19 protein-coding genes and 1 tRNA gene are annotated in these 17,870 nt (G+C 65.9%); 3 read left to right on the top strand and 17 right to left on the bottom strand.

Annotated elements, in window-relative coordinates; translation table 11 throughout:
* Positions 1-17 precede the first annotated feature (17 nt).
* Entirely contained in the window at positions 18-1,382 is a 1,365-nt protein-coding gene (locus ASD55_RS12765; RefSeq protein ID WP_056766658.1) for a tryptophan--tRNA ligase, read from the bottom strand.
* A 136-nt stretch (positions 1,383-1,518) separates the two neighbouring features.
* On the opposite strand from ASD55_RS12765, the gene ASD55_RS12760 reads away from it, so the two are divergent.
* Positions 1,519-1,848, top strand: coding sequence for a YegP family protein (locus ASD55_RS12760; RefSeq protein ID WP_056766655.1), 330 nt, complete (start codon positions 1,519-1,521; stop codon positions 1,846-1,848).
* Between the two features lie 51 nt (positions 1,849-1,899).
* Here ASD55_RS12760 and rocF read toward each other — a convergent pair whose 3' ends face one another.
* The 8 genes from rocF to ASD55_RS12720 all read right to left on the bottom strand — a co-directional run bounded on the left by rocF (position 1,900) and on the right by ASD55_RS12720 (position 7,564).
* Positions 1,900-2,832, bottom strand: coding sequence for an arginase (gene rocF / locus ASD55_RS12755; protein WP_056766654.1), 933 nt, complete (start codon positions 2,830-2,832; stop codon positions 1,900-1,902).
* 283 nt (positions 2,833-3,115) lie between these two features.
* Positions 3,116-3,574 carry a DUF3617 family protein gene (locus tag ASD55_RS12750; RefSeq protein WP_157598996.1) on the bottom strand — a complete coding sequence of 153 codons (459 nt, stop codon included), beginning with the start codon at positions 3,572-3,574 and terminating at the stop codon, positions 3,116-3,118.
* A 549-nt stretch (positions 3,575-4,123) separates the two neighbouring features.
* A complete protein-coding gene (locus ASD55_RS12745) occupies positions 4,124-4,360 on the bottom strand; it encodes a hypothetical protein (RefSeq protein WP_056766651.1) in 237 nt (78 codons plus the stop codon).
* 171 nt (positions 4,361-4,531) lie between these two features.
* Positions 4,532-4,783, bottom strand: a complete 252-nt coding sequence (locus tag ASD55_RS12740) for a hypothetical protein (RefSeq protein ID WP_056718099.1) — start codon at positions 4,781-4,783, stop codon at positions 4,532-4,534.
* 225 nt (positions 4,784-5,008) lie between these two features.
* Positions 5,009-5,084 (bottom strand) — tRNA-Thr (locus ASD55_RS12735).
* 39 nt (positions 5,085-5,123) lie between these two features.
* The gene (locus tag ASD55_RS12730) at positions 5,124-5,789 is read right to left on the bottom strand and encodes an SPOR domain-containing protein (RefSeq protein WP_056766649.1); all 666 of its coding nucleotides are present in this window, start codon (positions 5,787-5,789) and stop codon (positions 5,124-5,126) included.
* Between the two features lie 36 nt (positions 5,790-5,825).
* A complete protein-coding gene (locus ASD55_RS12725; RefSeq protein WP_056766647.1) occupies positions 5,826-6,569 on the bottom strand; it encodes a type III pantothenate kinase in 744 nt (247 codons plus the stop codon).
* Positions 6,566-7,564, bottom strand: a complete 999-nt coding sequence (locus ASD55_RS12720; RefSeq protein ID WP_056766645.1) for a biotin--[acetyl-CoA-carboxylase] ligase — start codon at positions 7,562-7,564, stop codon at positions 6,566-6,568. The genes ASD55_RS12725 and ASD55_RS12720 overlap by 4 nt, the downstream gene beginning before the upstream one ends.
* Before the next feature lie 287 nt (positions 7,565-7,851).
* Here ASD55_RS12720 and ASD55_RS12715 point away from each other — a divergent pair, with 287 nt between their 5' ends.
* Both ASD55_RS12715 and ASD55_RS12710 read left to right on the top strand, forming a co-directional pair.
* Positions 7,852-8,097, top strand: coding sequence for a hypothetical protein (locus tag ASD55_RS12715; RefSeq protein WP_235577807.1), 246 nt, complete (start codon positions 7,852-7,854; stop codon positions 8,095-8,097).
* A 27-nt stretch (positions 8,098-8,124) separates the two neighbouring features.
* Positions 8,125-8,883 (top strand): M90 family metallopeptidase, encoded by a 759-nt coding sequence (locus ASD55_RS12710; RefSeq protein WP_235577806.1) that lies wholly within the window; start codon positions 8,125-8,127, stop codon positions 8,881-8,883.
* Positions 8,884-8,893: 10 nt separating this feature from the next.
* Here ASD55_RS12710 and ASD55_RS12705 read toward each other — a convergent pair whose 3' ends face one another.
* The 8 genes from ASD55_RS12705 to ASD55_RS12670 all read right to left on the bottom strand — a co-directional run bounded on the left by ASD55_RS12705 (position 8,894) and on the right by ASD55_RS12670 (position 17,706).
* Entirely contained in the window at positions 8,894-10,315 is a 1,422-nt protein-coding gene (locus tag ASD55_RS12705; RefSeq protein WP_056718105.1) for an ATP-binding protein, read from the bottom strand.
* Positions 10,281-10,973, bottom strand: coding sequence for a response regulator transcription factor (locus tag ASD55_RS12700; protein ID WP_056391729.1), 693 nt, complete (start codon positions 10,971-10,973; stop codon positions 10,281-10,283). The genes ASD55_RS12705 and ASD55_RS12700 overlap by 35 nt, the downstream gene beginning before the upstream one ends.
* A gap of 1 nt (position 10,974) precedes the next feature.
* A complete protein-coding gene (locus ASD55_RS12695) occupies positions 10,975-11,292 on the bottom strand; it encodes a hypothetical protein (protein ID WP_056766642.1) in 318 nt (105 codons plus the stop codon).
* Between the two features lie 82 nt (positions 11,293-11,374).
* Positions 11,375-12,355, bottom strand: a complete 981-nt coding sequence (gene dusA / locus ASD55_RS12690; protein ID WP_056766640.1) for a tRNA dihydrouridine(20/20a) synthase DusA — start codon at positions 12,353-12,355, stop codon at positions 11,375-11,377.
* Positions 12,356-12,744: 389 nt separating this feature from the next.
* Positions 12,745-13,566: a hypothetical protein gene (locus ASD55_RS12685; protein WP_056766638.1), complete on the bottom strand. Its 822-nt coding sequence runs from the start codon at positions 13,564-13,566 to the stop codon at positions 12,745-12,747.
* A 136-nt stretch (positions 13,567-13,702) separates the two neighbouring features.
* Positions 13,703-13,951: a hypothetical protein gene (locus ASD55_RS12680; protein ID WP_056766637.1), complete on the bottom strand. Its 249-nt coding sequence runs from the start codon at positions 13,949-13,951 to the stop codon at positions 13,703-13,705.
* Positions 13,952-13,957: 6 nt separating this feature from the next.
* Positions 13,958-15,283: a C2 family cysteine protease gene (locus ASD55_RS12675; protein WP_056766635.1), complete on the bottom strand. Its 1,326-nt coding sequence runs from the start codon at positions 15,281-15,283 to the stop codon at positions 13,958-13,960.
* Positions 15,284-15,513: 230 nt separating this feature from the next.
* The gene (locus ASD55_RS12670; protein ID WP_056766633.1) at positions 15,514-17,706 is read right to left on the bottom strand and encodes a hypothetical protein; all 2,193 of its coding nucleotides are present in this window, start codon (positions 17,704-17,706) and stop codon (positions 15,514-15,516) included.
* Positions 17,707-17,870 lie beyond the last annotated feature (164 nt).

Here is a 17,870-nt window from a genome sequence, read left to right as displayed (position 1 = left end):
GCCTGGATTGCCGCGCCTCAGTCCTGCGCGGCGAGCTGATCCAGCGCCTCGCGCAACGAGGCCAGCGCTTCGTCACGTGCCTGTTCGTCGCGGCAATCCGGCGCGCTGGCCACCGTCGCGCCGTCCAGCTCCAGGTCCACCCCCAGCGAACTGACCTGCAGCACGGCGGCACCGGCACCGAGCGCCCTGATCTGCTTCTGCAGCGCGCCGGCCGCCTTCGGATCGGCGAACGATTTCGACAGCAGCAGCTCCTCGCCTTCCGCGGAAAACAGGCGGAAGCGGAAGCCGCCATCGGCATCGCGGAAGCTGGCGAAGCGGGGCATTTTCCCCTGCTTCGGCGTGGCCTTCGATCCGATGGCCGGCGCAGGCGCGGTGGTCATGGCACGCAGACCAAGCACCTCGCGCAGTGCCGCCAGTTTCGGCGTGGCGATCGCGCGCGCCTTCTGCGCACCCTGCCGCAGGATCGTCTCGATCGCGGCCGGGTCGGCCATCAGTGCTTCGTAGCGTTCGCGCATCGGCGCCACGTCGGTCTCGATGCGCTCGTACAGCACCTGCTTGGCCTCGCCCCAGCCGATGCCATCGAGCAGGGCCTGGCGGAACGCCGCGGTTTCGGTCTGGCTGGCGAACGCCCGGAAGATGGTGAACAGCGCGCAGTCGTCCGGATCCTTTGGCTCGCCGGGCAGGCGCGAGTCGGTGACGATGCGCATGATCGCCTCGCGCAATTGCTTCTTGCCGCCGGCAAACAGCGGGATCGTGTTGTCGTAACTCTTCGACATCTTGCGGCCATCCAGGCCCGGCAAGGTGGCCACCTGCTCCTCGATCAACGCCTCGGGCAGCACGAAGAAGTCATGCCCGTGCAGATGGTTGAAGCGCTGGCCAAGATCGCGCGCCATCTCGATGTGCTGGATCTGGTCGCGGCCCACCGGCACCTGGTTCGCATCGAACGCCAGGATGTCCGCCGCCATCAGCACCGGATACATGTACAGACCCGCGGTGATACCCGCATCGACGTCCTCGCCCGCGGCCGTGTTCCTGTCCACCGCGGCCTTGTAGGCATGCGCGCGGTTGAGCATGCCCTTGGAGGCGATGCAGGTGAGGAACCAGGTCAGCTCGGGAATTTCCGGGATGTCCGACTGGCGATAGAAGGTGACCCGTGCCGGGTCGAGTCCCGCCGCCAGCCACGTCGCGGCGATCTCCAGCCGCGAACGCTCGATGCGTCCCGCATCGTCGCTCTTGATCAGCGCGTGGTAGTCGGCCATGAAGTAAAACGCATCCACATCATCGCGCCGACTGGCCGCCACGGCCGGGCGGATCGCCCCCACGTAATTGCCAAGATGCGGCGTGCCGGTGGTGGTGATGCCGGTAAGAACTCGGGTATTCATGCTGCGTCGCGCGAGGAAAACGCCAGTCTACGACATCCGGTAGAGCGGCTCGACAGACCCAATCGCCGCCTTGTCAAAAAAATCACAAACGCCAGTCCAGATTCTGTCGGACACCACCACACCGGGGACCCAGCCGATGAGCGGAAAATTCGCCCTGTTTGCCGGCAAGAACGGCGAAACCTACTTCAACCTGAAAGCCGGCAACGGCGAAACCATCCTCAGGAGCGAGGGTTACAAGGACAAGGCCAGCGCGCGCAACGGCATCGAATCCGTGCGCAAGAACGCCCCCGATCCGGCTCGCTACGAGAAGAAGACCTCGACCAACGGCAAGTTCCACTTCAACCTGAAGGCCGCCAACCACCAGGTCATCGGCAGCAGCGAGATGTACGAAAGCGAGCGCTCGCGCGATGCCGGCATCGCCTCGGTGGCGGCAAACGCGCCGGAGGCCAAGGTCGTCGAGGAGTAGGCGATTCGGCGTGGCTCTTCGCGAGTCCCGCCGATTTCCGGCGACGCCGCATCAGCGGATCAGTGTGGACTTGCCGAACAGCGACTCGACCAGGTCCACGGCCAGCTTGGCGGTGGCGTTGCGCTTGTCGAACGCGGGGTTCAGTTCGACGATGTCCAGTGACGCCATTCGTCCGGTGTCGGCGATCATCTCCATGCACAACTGCGCCTCGCGGTAGTCCGGTCCACCGCGGACGGTGGTGCCGACGCCGGGCGCGATGCTGGGGTCGAGGAAGTCGACGTCGAAGCTCACGTGGAGATGGGTGTTTTCGTCCATCCCGGACAGGGCTTCCTCCATCACCCGCTTCATGCCCACTTCGTCGATATGCCGCATGTCGTGGACCTGCATGTTGGCGCCGCGCACCAGCCGCTTCTCGCCTTCATCGACCGAGCGGATGCCGATGTAGCGAAACACGTCCGGCGTGGTCGACGGCACGACTCCGCCCAGACCGGTCAGCTCGGCCGGGCCGGTGCCGCACAGGCAGGCCACCGGCATGCCGTGGATGTTGCCGGTGGGCGTGGCTTCGGCGGTATTGAAGTCGGTGTGCGCATCCAGCCACAGCACCCGCAACTGCTTGCCCTCGTCATGGCAATGACGCGCCACGGCCGAGATCGAACCGATCGCCAGACAATGATCGCCGCCGAGCATGATCGGCATGCGCCCCGCCTGCAGTTCCTGATGAACAGCCGTATGGACGGCCGTATTCCAGGCCACCACTTCGTCCAGATGACGATAGCCCTGCTCGGGCGGCAGCCACGGGTTGAGCGGACCCTGCAGGTTGCCGCGATCGATGACCTTGAGTCCGCGACGTTCCAGCCGGCTGGCCAGGTTGGCCACGCGCAGGGCTTCGGGTCCCATTCCGGCACCGCGATGGCCGGCGCCGATGTCGGTCGGCACGCCAATCAATGAAACGGTCTGCTTGTCCACGTTCGCCTGCTCCTGCATGCCTGGGGGCGACTGCGCCGTTGTCGGCGCGCACCATTGGTGTGGGTGAGGCGGAGAGCAACGGGTCTGAGGCAACCGGCCCGGATGTGTCGCCAGCATCCCCGTGTGCAGGACTTTCGCAGCGAAAAGACTCCACCTATCCGGCGAAGTCTACCGGAATGGCTGGATTGACGCCGCAGCCCGGGCCGCGAAGGTGGCCTGGGAAGACGCACAGACCATCACGGCAGCAGGCCAGCCGTGCTGATGGCGCGACCACCCGGTGGTGCCGCGCAGGAAACCTGGCTCAGTGCTTCTGCCGGCTCGCGGTGTAATCGCAGCTGCCGGTGCGCTGACCGGCATAGGTCATGTCCATGACCATGGCTTGACCGTTCATGTTGCTGTCGGCGTGCATGCTGCCCTTGATGTCGCCGCCGGGCAATAACTCGAACTGCGCGTCACCGGTCATCCGTGGCGGATTGCCGCCGCAGACCACGTGATAGCTGATCACGTTGCCCTGCTGATGGTAGTTGCTCACAACGCAGTCCTTCTGCTGCTGGAGCATCGAGCGCATGTCGTGATCCTTCGACGTGCATACATTCTGGTTGACCGTGCGGGCCGGCATGTCGCCCAGGCCGGCCATCTGCATCTTCATGGTGATGCTCATCTTCATCATGTTGCCGGAGTCGGACTGGGCGGCCGTCGTCGGGGCAATCACGCAGAACACGCAAAGGGCAGCGAACCGCAGCATCGGAAAAGACGACATCGGAATTCCCCGGCAATGGTTGAGGAGACGCAGCACGACAAACGGATGCTGCCGTGTCTGTATTCGCATGGCGCCCGGCGCGTCGGCCAGCGCAAAGCCGGCTCCGCACCGCTCACGGCGAACAACCCGTTACCGCCCTTCGAATCCAGTCAGGCCGGAAACGAATGCCGGATCAGCCTGCTTGGGCCTGGCGGCTGCGTGCCAGTTCATCTTCGCGACGTGACCGCGCAGACGAGCACCAGCACACCAGATCCGCACCCTCACGCGCCACCAGAACCCGGTGGCGGGAGTCGTGCAAGAGTTTCCCCATCAGCATCCCTGCAAACAGCGACACTCCACGCCAGAAGGCGGAATGTACGATCAGCGTTTGCATTTGATTGTCCCGGACTGCCCCTGTGCAGCCTCGAGCCAGATCCTAGCAAGATTTCACGTTGCATGCACATTCGAACGAACGCTGATTTCTATTCGGAAATTGGCACGAAACGTGCCTGAAATCATGACGCCAGGAACACCTGTCGCGGCCGTCGGATTTGCCCAACCGCCTGGTGGTCAGGCCGCCTGCTGCAATGCCTTCGGGCGAGCGTAATGGACCAGCGAGATGGTGAATTCGGAGCAGGCCATCTCCACGCTTACCGGCTGCCCGGAGTTGGCGTGCTTCTCTCTGGCCAGACCCCGCGCCAGCCGAATCGCGTGCGCCAGACGCAACCTGTCGTAGAGCACCGCCTCGCCGCTGCAGATACGCCACAGGCCATGACTGGCCTCCCTGATCGTCAACACAGTCCGCATCGCCTCACCCTCCCGCCAGGCCGGCTCGGCGCAATCACTGTCTCCCCCGTGACAGTGGTGATGTGCTTCCGGCAGGCGACCAGTGTGGGCAAGCTGCCGGGGGGAAGATGTCGGCGCCGGCCTACGGGTGGTGTGCGCCACCGGCGCGCCGGAACAGCGCCGATCGCCATGTCACCCGGACGCACGCAGCCCTTCCCCCTCCGCAACGGGAACGCGGCCGTAACTGGCAAGGATCACTGGCTCGGAGTACTCGCCCCGATCGACGTCGGCGCTCTGCGCATAGACGAGGACGCCTTCACATTCGCAGGCCAGTTGCTCGCCACGGCTAAGCGCCAGTTGCTGCAGTCCGTGGAGAATCGGCTTGTCTGCCACCATCTCGCCACTGGCGTCGTGATAGCCCTGCACCACATAAAGCATTCCCATGTGCTGTCCTCGCATGCTCCTCAAGCCTGTAGCGTGGAGAAGGTCAGGTGGAGGAATCGCGATGATCGCGTAAAGCCGATGTGGAAGATTCGGCAGGCCGCCGGCTATGCGGTGGGCGGAGCGGCGGCGGGTTGCGAACTGCCGCACGCTCGATTGGCCCGGGCTTGGCGAGGCCCACAAACAACAGGGGCACCCCGAAGGAACGCCCCTGTTGTCCGCATGTGCTGGTGCCGGCAGCAGGAGTCGAACCCGCGACCTACTGATTACAAATCAGTTGCTCTACCAACTGAGCTATGCCGGCGAAGCGCAGGATTCTAGCAGGCTGCGCCGCATGGCGCGTTCAGAAACAACCGGTGCTGTGCGAGGCGATCCCGCTGGCGGAGACCCGGCTGCGCCAGTCGAAGCTGCCACCATCGGCGACGACCAGGTCCAGCCAGTATTCCGGCACGCTTTCACTGCGCTCGGTCATCCGTGGCGAGAAGCCCGCCGCGGTGACTTCATCGCGACGCTTGCGGGCATTCGCCGGGTCCTTGAACAGGCCCAGCGAGATGGTATTGGGCTGGTCGCCGGAGCTGACCACGAAGTAGTCATTGATGTTGCGGGCGGACAGCTGTCGTGCCACCGCCAACGCCTGGGCACGGCTGCCGGCCGCCGGCAGGTAGACCCACCAGCCGCTGGTCTGGGTGGCCTGCTCCTGGCGCGAACGCATGCGCGTCGCCTGGCTGGCCAGCGCCTGGCGCGCATTGCGCAGATCCTGGGGGGTCGCGAACGGGCCCAGCGCCACGCAGCTGTAGCTGAGATTGCGGGGGCTGGGCACACCGCCAGACACCGTGGCCGCCGGGGCCACCACCGGTGTGGTGGCGGGCATTTCCGACAACAGACGCAACTCGGTCACGCCCGGCTCGGTCGGCAAGCCGCCCCGGGCATAGGGCTGGCCCAGCAGCAGCCAGGCGCCCACCGCGATATTGAGTGCGGTCAGCAGTACGAACAGCAATCGCAGGAACATCCAGCCTCCATCACCGGCAACCCGACACGGCCCGGTTCATTGTTGCGCCACAGCCCAGACCGCCAGGCCGCGCAGCACGCCATCCTGGGTGAGCCGGGCGGGCAGCGACAGCAGCGGCAGCAGGATCGGTGCGTCCCCGCCGCCCAGGACAAGTTCGGGTACGGTACCAAGCCGCGCTGCCGCGCGCGAAGCAAACCGTTCCACCAGCGCAGCGGCAGCCTGCCAGCAACCGGAGGCGACCGCGTCGGCGGTATTGTCGGCCAGCTCGACGATGGCACCGGGGTGCTCCGGCCTGATCCGTGCGGTGGCCTCGAACAGCGATTGCTGCATCAACTGCGGGCCCGGCGCGATCAGGCCGCCCAGATGTCGCCCCTCGGCATCGAGCGAATCCAGCGTCAGCGCGGTACCGACGCTGGCCAGCACATGCGGCCCCTGACCCGCCGCGCGCGCCGCCACCATCACCAGGAAGCGGTCCACGCCCAGGCGTTGCGGTTCGGCGTACGCGTTGCGCACGCCGCAGGCCTGCGCGGGCGTGCGCATCCAGTTCACGGAAAGTCCGGACAGCCGCCGGACCACCGCGGCCACCTGTTCCTCGCGGGAAACGTCGACCACCGAGGCGCCCACCACCTGGCTCGGCGCGGGCAGCTGCGCCCACGCCGTCGCCAGGGTGGCGGCGACATCCACGCGCCAGTCCACGGCCCCCTCCGCCAGCCATTCCCCTGACGGAGCCTGCCACGCCCATTTCAGCCGCGTATTGCCCAGGTCCAGCAGCAGCCTCATGCGCGACGCACCGTGACATCGGCGCTGTCGACCCGCCTGATGCTGCCGTCGTCGAGGCGAACCTGCAGCGCGCCGCGGGCGTCCACGCCCGCACCGACGCCATGGAAAGCCTCCAGCGCGCCACTGAGTTGCAGCGGCTGGTCGCGCAACAGGTCGTATCGCGCATAGTCCGTCCCGAACGCGGCGAAACCGTCGCGCTCGAATTCCCGCAGACCCTCGACCAGGGCCGTGATCAGGGTCGCCACCAGCAGGTTGCGATCCGGCGGCATGCCGCCGCCGAGCCCGGCCAGATCGGCCACTGGCTGGCCGGCCTGCTCGCGCAGGGCCGGGGTCAGACGCAGGTTGAGGCCGATCCCGATGATCGCCGCGCAAGGGCCCTGATATTCGCCGCTGAGCTCGATCAGGATGCCGCCCAGCTTGCCGCCGGGCCCATCGTTGCGCTTGCCGGGAGCCACCAGCAGGTCGTTGGGCCATTTCAGGCCGGCACCGCCGATGCCGCGTTTTTCCAGCGCGCGCAGGGCGATCACGCCGACGGCCAGCGACAACCCGGTGAGCGCGGCAAAACCCGCGTCGAAACGCTTGAGGCAGGACAGGTAGATGTTCATCCCCGGCGGAGAGAGCCATTCGCGGCCACGCCGGCCGCGACCGGCGTGCTGGGTTTCGGCCAGCACCACGCTGAAATCCCCTGCCGTCGCAAGGCGACGTTGCAGTTCGCTGGAGGTGGAGTCGAGTTCCCAGTGCACGTCCAGCGCAGTCAGCGCCGACGCGGCGCTCGCGGGCAGCAGGGCCCGGATGCGCGCCGCATCCAGCATCTGCAACGGCCAGGGCAGGCAATACCCCGCGGCACCACGCGCCTCGACCGGAACGCCGCGGCGGCGCAAGGCCTCCACCTGCTTCCAGATCGCCGCACGGGTGACGCCGGCCGCCACGGCCAGCGCTTCGCCGGACAGTGGCTCCCCGGCGGCAAGCAGGGCCAGCAGTTGCGCAGGCTGCATCAGCGCAGCCCCGCAAAGAGGGCGATGCGACAGTGACGGGTATCGCGGGGCAGGAGGCGGAACAGGTTTGGCATCGGCGGATTCTAGCCCGGGCGGGCCGCCGTACGGGCCCACCGGCGGGCCGACCGCCGTCGGGCGGTCCACAGCACTGGCATGGCCGCAGCGTTTCTGAGACGATCCGGGGTCTTCGCTGCGAGTCAGGGAGTTTGATCGCCATGCGTGCCGTTCACTGGTTGGTTGGTTGCGCCTTGTGCATTGCCGGGATCGGCGGTGCCAGTGCGGCGAGTATGGATTCCCAGGACCTGGACAGTTCCTCGCGCACCCTGGTCGACAGCGCCTCCGCGCACGACGGCAATACCGCCAGTGGCGGCGATGCCGCGGGCCTGAACCACGACTGCCCCCCGGCAAGCAGCAGCGACAACGCCGAACCGGCGTCCGGCAATGGTCGTTCCGGCGGCTCATCGTCCGCACCGACACCCTCCCGCCGGCCGCATCTGGGCTGGCAATCGCTGCTGCCTGGGTCGATCCAGTAAGCGCTCGGCGTCATGCCGGGACATTGGTTGCAGACACTGTGGGCGCGTTTCGAGCCCGCTCCGATCGCAGATCCGCTGTGGCGACGCGGATTGAGTGCCTGCCCGCTGGCCCGCGGACTTGATCCGGAACGGCAGCAAAGGCTGCGCCAGCTGTCCACCCTGTTCCTGGCACGCAAGCAATTCCACGCGCTGGCCGGCGCGGTGCTGGACGACTACTGGCGCCTGCTGATTGCCATGCAGGCCTGCCTGCCGGCTCTGCAGCAGGGTACGGGCAGCCTGCGTGGCTGGCGCGAAGTGCTGATCTATCCGGGCGAGTTCAAGGTGCGCCGGAATCACCACGACGATCGCAGCGGGATCGCCGGCGATGGCGGGGAGGCCCATGCCGGCGACGCGTGGGAACGTGGCCCGCTGGTACTGTCGCTGGCCGATGTGCAACTGGACCTGGAACAACCCTGGGACGGCTACAACGTCGTCGTGCATGAAATGGCGCACAAGCTGGACATGCTCGACGGCCCGCCCGACGGCGTGCCGCCGCTGGTGGACATTCCCCGGCGACGCTGGATCCAGCAATTCCAGCTGGCCTACGACCGCCTGGTCGCCATGCCGCCGGACAGTTGCGAAAGCCCGATCGATCACTACGCCACCGAAAGCGTCGCCGAATATTTCGCCGTGGTCAGCGAGATGCACTACTCGCGTCCGGCCCTGCTGCGCGAAGCCGAACCCGCGATCGCCGAACTGCTGCAGGCCTACTACGGCCGCTCGCCCGCCGAAGGCAGAGAACGCTGAGCCGGGCCGCTCAGGTCGCGGCCAGGCTCACGCTGAAACGGGCACCGCCGAACTCCGGCGAACGATCGACCACCAGCTCGCCCTGATAGGCATGGATGATGTCCTGCACGATCGACAGGCCGATGCCGTGGCCCTGCACCCGTTCGTCGCCACGCACGCCACGCTGCAGCACCTTCTCGATGTTGTCCGCGGCGATGCCGGGGCCGTCGTCTTCCACGCTGAGCAGCAGACCCGAGCGCTGCCGTCCCGCCTCGTGGCGCATCCTGACCACCAGCAACACGCGATGGCCGGCCCACTTGAACGCGTTCTCGAGCAGGTTGCCCATCAGCTCCAGCAGGTCACCCTGCTCGCCGTAGAACACCGCACCGTCCTCGATGTCGAATTCGCACAGGACGTTCTTGGCTGCGTAGACCTTCTCCAGGCCCTGCACCAGATCCTCGGCGTGGCCGGCGATCGGCACCGCGCTGGCGAAGGTCTGCCGGCCGGAGGTGGCCGCACGCGACAGCTGGTAGGCGACCAGTTCGTTCATCCGCCGCACCTGGTCGAGCACGCTGTTGCGCCGTGCCGCGTCGTCCTCGCCGTTGGCCGATTCCAGTTGCGAGCGGATCACCGCCAGCGGCGTCTTCAGGCTGTGCGCCAAGTCGGCCAAGGTGTGCCGGTAGCGCGTGCGCTGCTCGCGCTCGTTGGTGATGAACGCATTGATGCGCTCGGTCAGGCCGGTCAGCTCCAGCGGGTACTGGCTGTCCAGCTGCTCGCTGTCGCCGCGCTCGACCCGGCTCATGTCGCTGGCCACCTTGCGCAATGGAGTGAGGCTCCAGCGCAGCAGCAACAGCTGCAGCACGATCAGCATCACGCCCAGGATCGACAGCCAGATCACCAGGGTGTGGCGGAACACCGCGTTCTCGCCCTCCAGCTGGTCTTCGGTCTGCGCCACCATCACGGTGAGCCGCACCGATTTCTTGTCCAGCGTGTCGAACGCCACGCCGTAGCTGTAGTAGTACAACCGCCCCATGCGCGTGTCGATCGGACCGACGAACACGCTCTGGCCCGGCTCCAGCGGCTTCAGGAAGGTGAAGTCGCGGCCGATCGCCGAGGAGGACTCCCAGTGGTAGCCGTTGTCGCCCAGGGCCACCGCATACAGGCCCGAGCCCGGACGCGAGAAATTCGGGTTCGGCGCGGTTTCCGGCTCCAGCAGCTTGCCGTACCGGTTGACGTCGGTACTGGTGATGTAGGCAATCGCGAAATTCTCGAGCCGATCCTGCAGCCCGCGCAGCGCGCGCGCCTTGGTGGTCTGGGTCAGGGTCAGCCCGACCAGGCCGAGAAAGCCGGCCAGCACGAAACTGGTGGCGATCGCCGCACGCGCTGCCAGGGACAGCGGACCGTGCGACGACCCACGCTCATTCGTCGTCGCCGTCGGTGCGCGGGATGGCAAAGCGGTATCCGCGTCCACGTACCGTCTCGATGGGTTTGAGGGTGCCTTCCGGGTCGAGCTTGCGCCGCAGCCGGCCAATGAACACTTCGAGCACGTTGGAATCGCGGTCGAAGTCCTGCTGGTAGATGTGCTCGGTGAGGTCGGCCTTGGAGACCAGCTCGCCCGCATGCAGCATCAGGTATTCCAGCACCTTGTATTCGTAGCTGGTGAGATCGACCAGCTTGCCTTCCACCGTCACCGTCTGCGCGGTGGTGTCCAGCTTGATCATGCCGCAGGCCAGGATCGGCTTGGACCAGCCGCTGGCACGGCGCACCAGCGCGTTGATGCGCGCCAGCAGCTCCTCGACGTGGAACGGCTTGACCAGGTAATCGTCGGCGCCGTACTTGAGCCCCTCGACCTTGTCCTGCCAGCTGCCGCGCGCGGTCAGGATCAGGATCGGATAACGCTGGCCGTGTTCGCGCAGCGCCTTGACCAGTTCCATGCCGGACATCTTGGGCAGGCCCAGGTCGATGATCGCCAGATCGAACGGCACCTCGCGGCCAAGGTAGATGCCCTCTTCGCCATCCTGCGCCGCATCGACGGCGAACCCGTCCCGTTTCAGGCGTGCCGCCAGCGTTTCGCGCAACGGCGCCTCGTCCTCTACCAACAGGATGCGCATATCAGCGTTTCTCCTTGCGACCCGCGTTCTTGGCGGGCGGATTCTTGATTGACTGGGCCGATGGGGGATTCTTGCCCGATTCGGACGAGACCACCACCACCTTGACGTGTCCCTGCGGCGTAAGCACCTTGATCCGGTACTCCTGCCGACGCCCGACCCCGCGCTGCTCGGCCGACAGGATCTTGCCACCCGTATCCTGTTGCACCTTGACCACCGCCTGATCCAGCGTCACCGCCGCCGACTGGGCCGCGGCCACACCGGCCGCACCCACGCACAGCGATATCAGCAGAGCGGTGATGAAGTTTTTGTGCCCCGTCATGCGCGAAGTTCCCGTCTGGTTACTGCCTGGACGCCCAGACTAGGCAATCAGGGCTGAATACTGACCGGATGGACGACGCCTGTCACGCCGCCGCACACGGCAGCGCAGCCCGCTCCAGCAGTTCCCAGCCCGCGCCGGGCAGGTGGGCGCCTTCGCTGATCGTGCGGCGGAACGCGCGGGCGCCCGGCTCGCCCTGGTACAGGCCGAGCAGGTGCCGGCTGATGTGCTTCAACGCGGTACCCCGGGCCAGCTCGGCCTCGACGTAGGGACGCAGGTGCTCCAGCACGCTCTCGCGGCTGGGCAGCGGTTCGCCATGCAGCTCGTGCTCGATCTGCGCCAGCAGGTAGGGATCGTGGTAGGCGGCCCGACCCAGCATCACCCCGTCCAGCTGCGCCAGGTGTCCGCGCACCTGCGCCACGCTGGTGATGCCGCCGTTGATCACCACCACCAGCTGGGGGAACTCGCGCTTGAGCCGGTATACCCGCTCGTAGTCCAGCGGCGGCACCTCGCGGTTTTCCTTCGGCGACAGGCCTTTCAGCCAGGCCTTGCGCGCATGCACCACCAGCACCTCGACACCAGCGCCCAGCATCTGTTCGGTAAAGTGCTGCAGGCCGGCGTAGTCGTCCTGGTCGTCCACCCCGATGCGGCACTTCACCGTGACCGGAATGCCGACCGCATCGCGCATCGCCCTGACGCAATCGGCGACCAGCGCCGGCTCGTACATCAGGCAGGCGCCGAAGCGGCCGGACTGCACCCGGTCCGACGGGCAACCGACGTTGAGGTTGATCTCGTCATAACCCGCCTCGGCGCCGAAGCGGGCGGCCTGCGCCAGCTCCCGCGGATCGCTGCCACCCAGCTGCAGGGCCACCGGGTGCTCCTGCTGGCTATGCTCCAGCAGGCGCAACTGGCGGCCACGGACCAGCGCCGCGCTGGTCACCATTTCGGTATACAGCCGCGAACGCGGCGACAGCAGCCGGTGGAAATAGCGGCAGTGCCGATCGGTCCAGTCCATCATCGGCGCCACGCTGAGGCGCCATGGCAGGGCAAAAGCAGGGTCATTCATGCGCCTAGTGTACGTGCTGGCGACGGCCAGCCCCGCTGGGCGCATCAACGTACACCCGACCTCACGCGACGCGCCTCCCACAGCGGGTGACTTCCCAGCGACCGTCGCCGCGGGGCCTTGGGTTGACCCGGCTTGGTCAGCTAACAATCATCGATCGCGTGACCAAGCCAGGAGCTGAAAGGGTGGCAAGTAGTTCTCTGAATAGAGCCTCGCTCAGCCCGGTGGTCTCAACAACCCGTCGCCGTCACTCCGCGCACCATTGACTCATGCTCACGACTGATCCACGGCTTCCACCATGGTTCGCTGCCCGGCAACCGAGTTCAGCCAAAGCGGACGAGTTATCGGCAGAAGCGCGCGCCCAAGCGGAAGTGCACAAAGCGACCTCAACGTCAGTGAAGAAACAACGGATCCGCAGTGTGGAGGGCGATAAGTGGAACGCTGGCGTTCACGAAAACCAAAAAGCTCTTGCCGGCAATTGCCTGGTTGAGCTGCCAGACATAAAACCAGACCAAGTACCGTTTTCCTGGCAGCATATCGAAAATGATCGGCGCCAGAGGATCTGGACCGAAACTGCCTGGCCATGGAGGTGTCGCGGTGCTTGCGAACGACATATCGAACGTAGCGTTGGTGTATTCGGCCGGGTCCCTGACCGTCCAGACCCTTGGCTTTCTGGAAAGAAGAAGATCACCATCGCAATAGACTACCGCCCCGGCTCCACCAGAAGAATACAAAGGAGGGTCGGAAGTGAAGTTGGCCCAGCCCGCGGTGAAAGTGCCCTGCGGCATGATCGACACGGACACATGCCGGTCGGAAGTCAGAACGACGCCGAAGCCTGATGCGGAGAACCCGTTGCCACCGAAAACGTAGGAAGCTCCGTCCCAGGCGCTGAGAGGCGCACCCGCTCCCACACTCCAGCTCTCATCGTAGGGTGGCGCGAGAAACTGGAGCTCCGAATGCAATTTATAATCAAGTACGCGCTGTGGGTTAACCTGAAGCAGGGAGGCCAAAGCTGCAACACTCTTCCGCAGAGCACCAACATCCACCTCGGCTCTCTGAAAAGAGACACCCTCGATACCTAGCTCACGAGCAACTTCCCGCGAATGGGCCCGGATGTGTCCCTCAATAAGTGCCTGAGAGGACTTGCGCTCGCGCTCGTCCAGCTCAAGTCTCTTGACTACATGTAGAGGATTCTTGCGCTCGTAACCCTTCATGGCACTTCTCCTTGTAAGTAATCATCAATATCTGGCAGTGAAATGACTTGATGGGCTCTTGGCGTAACGAAGACAGGCGGTCCCATCATTTGACAACAGCAAAATCATGCTCGACGTCCGCACCTACCTAAAGTGGTCAGCGCTGACCCGAGGCCTTTCCCCGTCTTTCCAAGCCGTACAGCGCCTCGCCGTCAGGCAACGGATCGCGGCGCAGCAGTCCCGCGCTCACCAGCTCATCGAGCACCTGCTCGATGCGCCGGCGGCCGGTCTCCAGCCGTTGCCGCGGCAGCCACCAGCTGACGATGCCGCACAAGGTATCCGCCGCCTGCGGGTGTGAACGCAGGTAGGCGAGTACCTCGCGCCTCACCTCGGCATCGTCCTGCATGGCCGTTCAATGTGCCGTGCCAAAACCGGCGAAGTACTTCTTGAACGCCCCGATCTCCATCGCGAACACGCCGTCGTTGTCCTTCAGCGTGATCGGTCGCCACCAGCTCACGTCGTACATGGAAATCGTGGCGTCCAGCACGCTGCTGGTCGCCTCGGTGCTGCCCCAGGGATTGCGCAGCACGATCCAGCGCCGGCAGTCGCGATAGGCCCAGCCCAGCACCGTGTAGCAGTGCGAGCCGACGATGTGCGCGCTGGAATAATCCACGTGGTCGGGCGCGGCATCGCCGGTCGAGTAGGTCCACGCCGTCATCGGATTGAAGGTGCGGTACGACAGGCAGTTGGAGCGCAGCAGGTGCCACAGGTCGTCGGCGCTACGGCTGGCCGTGTCGTAGTAGTGGCGCGCGCCGCCGTTGAGTTGAGCCGTGGCCCACACGCAGTCGCCCCAGGCGGTCTGCGTGATGTCGGGCATGTCGCTGGAGGTCCCCGTCTTCAGCTTGGCGTAGGCCTTCTCGTAGACGGCCGGCCATGACTCGCCCGCTTCCCTGGAGCGGCAGTAGATCGGGTAGCCGGACGCGGTCAGCGGCACCGCCTCGGTGACCTCGATCGACTTGTCCAGCGCACCGCCCGAGTCGGGCTTGCAGAAGTTGATCTGGTCATTGAACTGGGTCTGGCTGGTTCCGGTTGCCCGGGTCAGGTGCGCAATCCGGAACGGCGTTGCCCAGGCGATCGCCGAGAGCGCCGCGATGTAATAGCAGTTGGCCACGGCGCCCTGGACCGGGTCGAAGAACTCGGCAGTCTCGTGGAAGAACTCGCCCGAGGTGGCCCAGTGCGCACCCGGTGGCGTCCAGCCCTGGATCGCCTTGAGCACGATCTTCGGATCGAAGGTGATCGAACGGACGATGTCCGCCGACAGGGAGCGACCCAACACCAGCGCGCGCAGGGCCGGCGGCAGGCTCAGCGAAACGCGCAGGCGCGAATAGCGTGACAGGTCGCCGCACAGGATCGGCCAGTCGAGGATGGATTTCAGCTCGGGCACCCGGGCCATCTCGGCCAGGGTCGTGTACTGGTCGAGGCTTGCCAGGCCGCCCGCCTCGGCGTCATTGCCGTCCCTGGGCAGCCGCACATCCAGCAGCGGCGAGCGCTCGCGCACCAGGTTGAGCTGCTTGTCCAGGGCCAGGCCCACGTAGAGCGGACCGCCATGCTTGGGATCGAACAGTTCCTCATACGGCGTCGCCAACACCTGCTCCAGCACGCTGGCGCGGTCGGGCAGGTCATCCCATGGAATCGGCTGGCCGGAAACCAGGTCGGCCAGCGCATACGGATTGATCACCGCGCAATTCTGGCCCTGCGCGCCCGTCGACGCTGCCGCCCTTGATGCGACCTCTTTCGGGGCCGACGATTTCGGTGCCGGCGGTTTCGGGGGCGATGCTTTCGCGGCGGAAATTTTTGACGTGGCCATGTCCCTCTCCTTTCAGTGGTTGCCAACGCATCTGCGTCGCGATCCATTCGCTTGCTGCATCCGGGTGGCAAGCAAACTTGCCGAGAACCCGTCCGCTGGATTTACGGGTGCGCGACAACGCCCCGCTCGGCGAGTGCAAAAGCGATCAATGCGGGGGCATCGGGCCCCAGTCGCTGGTACCCGTCGGTCACCTTGCGGTACACACCAAGACTCGCGGCGAAGGCCGCGTTCACGCAGGTACCCGCCAGCTCCGCCGGACTGAAATCACGCTGGTAGGACCCGGCCACCTTGATGTAAGGCGTGGTGGTGGTCGGCGCGCTGACCGCCGCCACTTCGACATAAGGTGCCAGTGTAGTGGCCGACGCCAGAGTGTTCGATCCGCGCTTGATGCCAAAAGCAAACACGGCATGCTGGTTGGGATGGGCTGCCTGGTACTGCACATGCACCAGATCGCCCGCGTGATAGCGCAGGAACCCGCAGTCGTCGCTGGCCGCCACGCCGCCGATGCTGGGCTGCGGCAGAGTGGCGCTCACATAATTGTTGTCCACATGTACGCGCAGCACGTAAGCACCGCCCGCTTCCTCGGCAGCGGTGGACAGACGAGTGGTGCTGCCATCGGCATTGCGCGCCAAGAAACGGAAGCTGCCCGCCCCCGGCATGACCTGATTGCCGTCGGAATCGAACACCTCGATCTTGACCTCGAAGACACCGGCATCGTCGATGACGTTGCCAGTCGACAGCGGAGGCGCGGCAAGCAGGGTGTTCCAGCTCGCCGCCACTTCGCTCAGATTGCCGCTGATCCATTCGCGCGTGACGACAGTAGTCGGATCGGTATCGAGCGTTGGCGGGGTTTGCGGTTTGAACTTGAACAGGCTGCTGTGCGGGCCAGGCGTGAACGGGCCAACGGAATAACTTTGGTAGGTCGGCAGTCGGTCCGAATATTCCATCCGGTAGCCACGTGCCAGCGACGCGCTGATCGGCGTCCAGCTCGGATCGGCAGCACCAGTGTTCGGCGTGCCGCTCAGGCGGCGGTAGGCATAGCGGTAGTATTTGATGCCGCTGGACGGAATGAAGTACGAGTCGTCGTGGATGAAGTTCAGCGTGCCGCCGAACGGAGCGTTGTAGAGCCAGCCCAGCGAGGTCCCGGTCTGGTAGTCGAGCATGCCGTCGGGCCGCACCCATCCGGCCGGCGCCGCCGGCGCGCCGGGCGGAATGCCCCAGATCGGCGCGTTTGCGATCGCGTACGGCAGCATGAACAGGGTGACCCCGGGCGGAACGTCGTACGGCGGTTCCTCGCAGGCCACGGCGCCCGGCAGGTTGATCACGACTTCCGAGCCGCAGGGATAATTCCAGTGCGTGCCGCAACCGATCGAGGGGCGGTATACCGTGGTCCAGACACCGCCCTGGAACTGCTCGACCCAGAAGTACAAGTCGGGCTGGTCGGCGCAGTCGTGGAAAATCAGCGCCGCAAAGCGCCCGTCGCTGTCGGCATCGATCGTGGTCAGCGCATCGACCCGGAAGTAGCCCCACAGGTAAGTGAGATCGCACAGGTGGATGGCGATGATGCTGGCCAGCCCGAGCAGCTGACGGCGGGCCTGTCCGGCCGACTGTGCTGCGGTCAGTGCCGCCGCGTGCAGGGCCAGGGTCTCCGCGCCGGTCGAAGCCGGCGCCTGCGGCAGCGGCGATTCCGCGGCGGCGGGCCGTGCGGCACTGCGCGTCATGATCGGCCCGGCCAGCGGGCCGGGATCGGGGATCGGCGGAAACGGCAGCGGCCGCAACTGCAGCTTGTGCAGCAGGTCGTCGCGCAGGCGCAGGATCTCCGGGTCGGGCAGCTTCTCGATCACCAACCGGATGCGATCGACCTCGCAGACATGCACGCGGGCATGACAGACCGGCAATTCCCTGGCGCTGCCATCGGGGAGGTTGAAGCGCTTGACCAGCCGGCCCCGCACGTAGCACAGGCACCAGTGCGGAAAGATGTAGGTCGGCAGCTTCAGCTGAAGCACCGGCTTGTCCAGCAGCAGGCGGGTGGATCTGGCGTAACCGCCCATCCGCCTCAGGGCCGCCGCGGTCGGCACCGGCTGGCCTTTCTCCGTGGGTGGACCGAGGATCAGCTCGACCATCTGGCCGTCCATTTCGGCGGGCAGCTCGATCACGGCAGCGCCGTCTTTCAACGGCGCCTGGCCCAGCGCGGCTCCCTGGCGATTGAAGGCATAGGCCTGCAGTGCCGGCACTTCGCCCTGGTCGCTGAATTCGACCTTGATCTGCAGGCGGGCGGACTTTTCGGATTTCATGGCAAGACTCCTGAATTGAGGGGTGCGGCTTGATGGTCGATATCCGCGGCGAACCACCACTCCGGCACGCGCGCCCGGCTGCCACGCAAGCGGATGCCGGCGGGTTGCCTGTTGCGACTGGGGTGGTTGTCCGTTGCGACAGAGGGCGTTCGAAGCTGGCCCGA

This window comes from Rhodanobacter sp. Root561, assembly GCF_001427365.1.
Classification (GTDB): Bacteria; Pseudomonadota; Gammaproteobacteria; order Xanthomonadales; family Rhodanobacteraceae; genus Rhodanobacter.
Note: the sequence above shows the minus strand (reverse complement) of the source record. Positions and strands in the feature narration are given on the sequence as shown.

What these genes read in the sequence shown, in the direction of transcription:
- ASD55_RS12765 (WP_056766658.1), bottom strand. Translation starts at nt 1,382, where the DNA reads ATGAATACCCGAGTTCTTACCGGCATCACCACCACCGGCACGCCGCAT.
- ASD55_RS12760 (WP_056766655.1), top strand. Translation starts at nt 1,519, where the DNA reads ATGAGCGGAAAATTCGCCCTGTTTGCCGGCAAGAACGGCGAAACCTAC.
- rocF (WP_056766654.1), bottom strand. Translation starts at nt 2,832, where the DNA reads ATGCAGGAGCAGGCGAACGTGGACAAGCAGACCGTTTCATTGATTGGC.
- ASD55_RS12750 (WP_157598996.1), bottom strand. Translation starts at nt 3,574, where the DNA reads ATGTCGTCTTTTCCGATGCTGCGGTTCGCTGCCCTTTGCGTGTTCTGC.
- ASD55_RS12745 (WP_056766651.1), bottom strand. Translation starts at nt 4,360, where the DNA reads ATGCGGACTGTGTTGACGATCAGGGAGGCCAGTCATGGCCTGTGGCGT.
- ASD55_RS12740 (WP_056718099.1), bottom strand. Translation starts at nt 4,783, where the DNA reads ATGGGAATGCTTTATGTGGTGCAGGGCTATCACGACGCCAGTGGCGAG.
- ASD55_RS12730 (WP_056766649.1), bottom strand. Translation starts at nt 5,789, where the DNA reads ATGTTCCTGCGATTGCTGTTCGTACTGCTGACCGCACTCAATATCGCG.
- ASD55_RS12725 (WP_056766647.1), bottom strand. Translation starts at nt 6,569, where the DNA reads ATGAGGCTGCTGCTGGACCTGGGCAATACGCGGCTGAAATGGGCGTGG.
- ASD55_RS12720 (WP_056766645.1), bottom strand. Translation starts at nt 7,564, where the DNA reads ATGCAGCCTGCGCAACTGCTGGCCCTGCTTGCCGCCGGGGAGCCACTG.
- ASD55_RS12715 (WP_235577807.1), top strand. Translation starts at nt 7,852, where the DNA reads ATGGATTCCCAGGACCTGGACAGTTCCTCGCGCACCCTGGTCGACAGC.
- ASD55_RS12700 (WP_056391729.1), bottom strand. Translation starts at nt 10,973, where the DNA reads ATGCGCATCCTGTTGGTAGAGGACGAGGCGCCGTTGCGCGAAACGCTG.
- ASD55_RS12695 (WP_056766642.1), bottom strand. Translation starts at nt 11,292, where the DNA reads ATGACGGGGCACAAAAACTTCATCACCGCTCTGCTGATATCGCTGTGC.
- dusA (WP_056766640.1), bottom strand. Translation starts at nt 12,355, where the DNA reads ATGAATGACCCTGCTTTTGCCCTGCCATGGCGCCTCAGCGTGGCGCCG.
- ASD55_RS12685 (WP_056766638.1), bottom strand. Translation starts at nt 13,566, where the DNA reads ATGAAGGGTTACGAGCGCAAGAATCCTCTACATGTAGTCAAGAGACTT.
- ASD55_RS12680 (WP_056766637.1), bottom strand. Translation starts at nt 13,951, where the DNA reads ATGCAGGACGATGCCGAGGTGAGGCGCGAGGTACTCGCCTACCTGCGT.
- ASD55_RS12670 (WP_056766633.1), bottom strand. Translation starts at nt 17,706, where the DNA reads ATGAAATCCGAAAAGTCCGCCCGCCTGCAGATCAAGGTCGAATTCAGC.